The 2,616-nt window shown below is 69.8% G+C and carries 3 protein-coding genes; 1 reads left to right on the forward strand and 2 read right to left on the reverse strand.

Annotation, left to right across the window (positions count from 1 at the left end):
- Positions 1–1,006 (forward strand): LCP family protein (locus WA965_RS18130; protein WP_526300511.1); only part of this gene is annotated, 1,006 nt, incomplete at its 5' end.
- A gap of 3 nt (positions 1,007–1,009) precedes the next feature.
- On the opposite strand, the gene WA965_RS18135 is transcribed toward WA965_RS18130, so the two are convergent.
- Together WA965_RS18135 and WA965_RS18140 are read right to left on the reverse strand one after the other, a co-directional pair.
- Positions 1,010–1,831, reverse strand: a complete 822-nt coding sequence (locus WA965_RS18135; protein ID WP_526300513.1) for a glycerophosphodiester phosphodiesterase — start codon at positions 1,829–1,831, stop codon at positions 1,010–1,012.
- A gap of 4 nt (positions 1,832–1,835) precedes the next feature.
- Positions 1,836–2,616: DUF4328 domain-containing protein (locus WA965_RS18140; RefSeq protein WP_526447896.1), on the reverse strand; the 781-nt coding region annotated here is incomplete at its 5' end.

The following is a 2,616-nucleotide window of genomic DNA, read 5'->3' on the forward strand; positions in this document are numbered from 1 at the left end:
GCCACCACCCGTCGCCCCCGCGCGGCCACGAAAGAAACCCCGCCGCGTGCGCCGCGCGCTACGCATCATCGGAATCGTGCTGCTGCTGCTCGTGACGGCGACCGTCGCCGCGGGCATCTGGGTGGAGACGTCACTGACCCGCATCCCCGCCCTCGTCGACTATCCCGGCCGGCCCGCGCAGGGTGCCGGCACCACCTGGCTGCTCGTCGGTTCCGATGGCCGCGAGAACCTGTCGCCCGAGCAGCAGGCCGAGCTCGCCACGGGAGGCGACCTGGGCGCCAGTCGCACCGACACGATCATGCTCGTGCATCTGCCCGGGTTCGGCTCCAGCACCCCGGCCACGTTGGTCTCCATTCCGCGTGACTCCTATGTCCCGATACCGGACTACGGAAGCGACAAGATCAATGCGGCCTTCTCGATCGGCGGGGCCCCGCTGCTCGCTCAGACCGTGGAGCAGGCCACCGGGCTCCGCGTCGACCACTACGCCGAGGTCGGCTTCGCCGGGTTCGCGGGACTCGTCGACGCCGTGGGCGGGGTGACCATGTGCCCCGCCGAGCCGATCAATGATCCGTTGGCCGGCATCGACCTGCCCGCCGGCTGCCAGCAGCTCGACGGCCGCTCGGCACTGGGCTTCGTGCGCAGCCGCGCCACTGCGCGCGCCGACCTGGATCGGATGACCAACCAGCGTCAGTTCATGTCGGCGCTCGTCCAGCGCGTCGCGAGCCCCGCAGTCGTCCTCAACCCACTGCGCTGGTACCCGATGGCCCGCGCGGCCGGGGACACCATCACCGTCGACGACGGCGACCACCTCTGGGACCTCGTCCGACTGGGGTGGGCGCTGCGCGGGGACTCGACCAGAACCGTCACCGTGCCGATCGGCGAATTCACCGACAACGGGTCCGGCTCGATCGTGGTGTGGGACAGCGAGGCCGCGCAGCGCCTGTTCTCTGCGCTGGCCTCGGACACCGCCATCCCGCAGGACGTGCTCGACGCCGCCGACCCGTAGACACTAGTCGCGACCGGCGCCGGTCAGCCCGTTCTGCAGCCACACCTTGGTGCGGCCTGGATGGTTGGTCGCGATCCATGCCACCCCGATGTCTCGGCAGTACTGCACGTCCTCGTAGTGGTCGACGGTCCAGCAGTACAGGGCACGCCCCTGGGCGGCAGCCCGGTCCACCAACTCCGGGTGCTCGCGCAGCGTCGCGATCGACGGACCGACCGCAGTCGCGCCGACCGTCGTGGCCGCGCCGCCACCCAGGTAGCGCGACGTCTCACCGAGCAGGACGGTCGGCAGCATCGGCGCGGCGCGCCGGATCCGCCAGACGGCGGCCGCGGAGAAGGACATCACCACGGCCCGTGACAGGTCGGCCGACGCCGGCGACGCGATGCCGTAGCGATGCAGCAGCGCCAGCACTTTGCTCTCCACCAGCGCGCCGTAGCGGACCGGATGCTTGGTTTCGATGAACATCTTGACCGGCCGATTCCAGTCCAGCACCAGGGTGACCAGATCTTCGAGGGTCAGCAGACCGGTGTCGCCCTGGCTGCGGTCGCTGCGCCGGCTCGGGTGCCATGCGCCGTAGTCCAGCTCACGTAGTTGCGCGAGTGTCATCTCGCTGACCAGGCCGGTTCCGGTGGAAGTGCGTTCGACACTGCGGTCGTGCACACACACGAGGTGGCCGTCCTTGGTCAGCCGGACGTCACATTCGACGCCGTCGGCTCCCTGCTCGAGAGCCAGCTGATACGCGGCCCTGGTGTGCTCGGGGCGGTCCGCCGAGGCGCCGCGGTGAGCAACCACGAAGGGATGGCTGCCGAGGGTCTCGCCGGAGCTCATACCGCTATGCTGCCGGGTTCTGCCCTTCGGGCTCAACCGCAGACCCGGGTTTCGCGCCTTCCTCGGCCTTCGCATCGTCGGGGACCACCACCCACCGCCTCGAGGCCCGCTCCACCGGCTGACGCTCGAAACCGAGAAAGACCTGCAACGCCAGCAGCACCGCCGCGAGCCCCAGCAGGTAGGCCACGATCGTCGTCACGGTGTTGTTGGCGATGGCCTGCGGGTCGGTGGTGAAGCTGGTCGCAATCGAGAAGATCGACACGACGGTGCTGACCACCCAGACCGCCCACCACACCACGATCGGCCGACGCAGCCACTTCAGCCTCGTCTCGATGTCGGCCAACTCGATGACGTACACCGGCGCCCATGCCAGATTCACCACCGGGACAAGACACCCGGCGCGCAGTGCCCAGACCGACCGCGGTTCCTGATGGCCGTGGTGGGCGAAGGCGGCCGACCGCCGCGCGATCAGCCAGTTCGTCAGCATCAGCGCGCTCGCCACGACCATGAACATCGCGACGACGCTGACCGCGACGCCACCCCACGTCGCCGCTCCGGCCACCCACGGGTTCAGCAGGACGGTGCGGTTGACGATGAGCAACACATAGCGCACCAGGTGGATCAGCGCCGCGGCACCGAGCACCGCCATCGTCGCCACCAGCGTCCTCCGTACGGCATCGGCCGACGGACCCCCGCGCACGGCCTGCTGCTGCTCGGCCGGCACGTCGAACTGCTCGACAAGTCCCCAGCGGGGAACGCTCAGGTAGCGCGGCGTCGGGCCGAGC

It is taken from the genome of Mycobacterium sp. (assembly GCF_049683935.1).
GTDB lineage: Bacteria > Actinomycetota > Actinomycetes > Mycobacteriales > Mycobacteriaceae > Mycobacterium.

Excerpts from the sequence above, each read along its gene's own strand:
- WA965_RS18135 (WP_526300513.1), bottom strand. The coding sequence starts at position 1,831 with ATGAGCTCCGGCGAGACCCTCGGCAGCCATCCCTTCGTGGTTGCTCAC.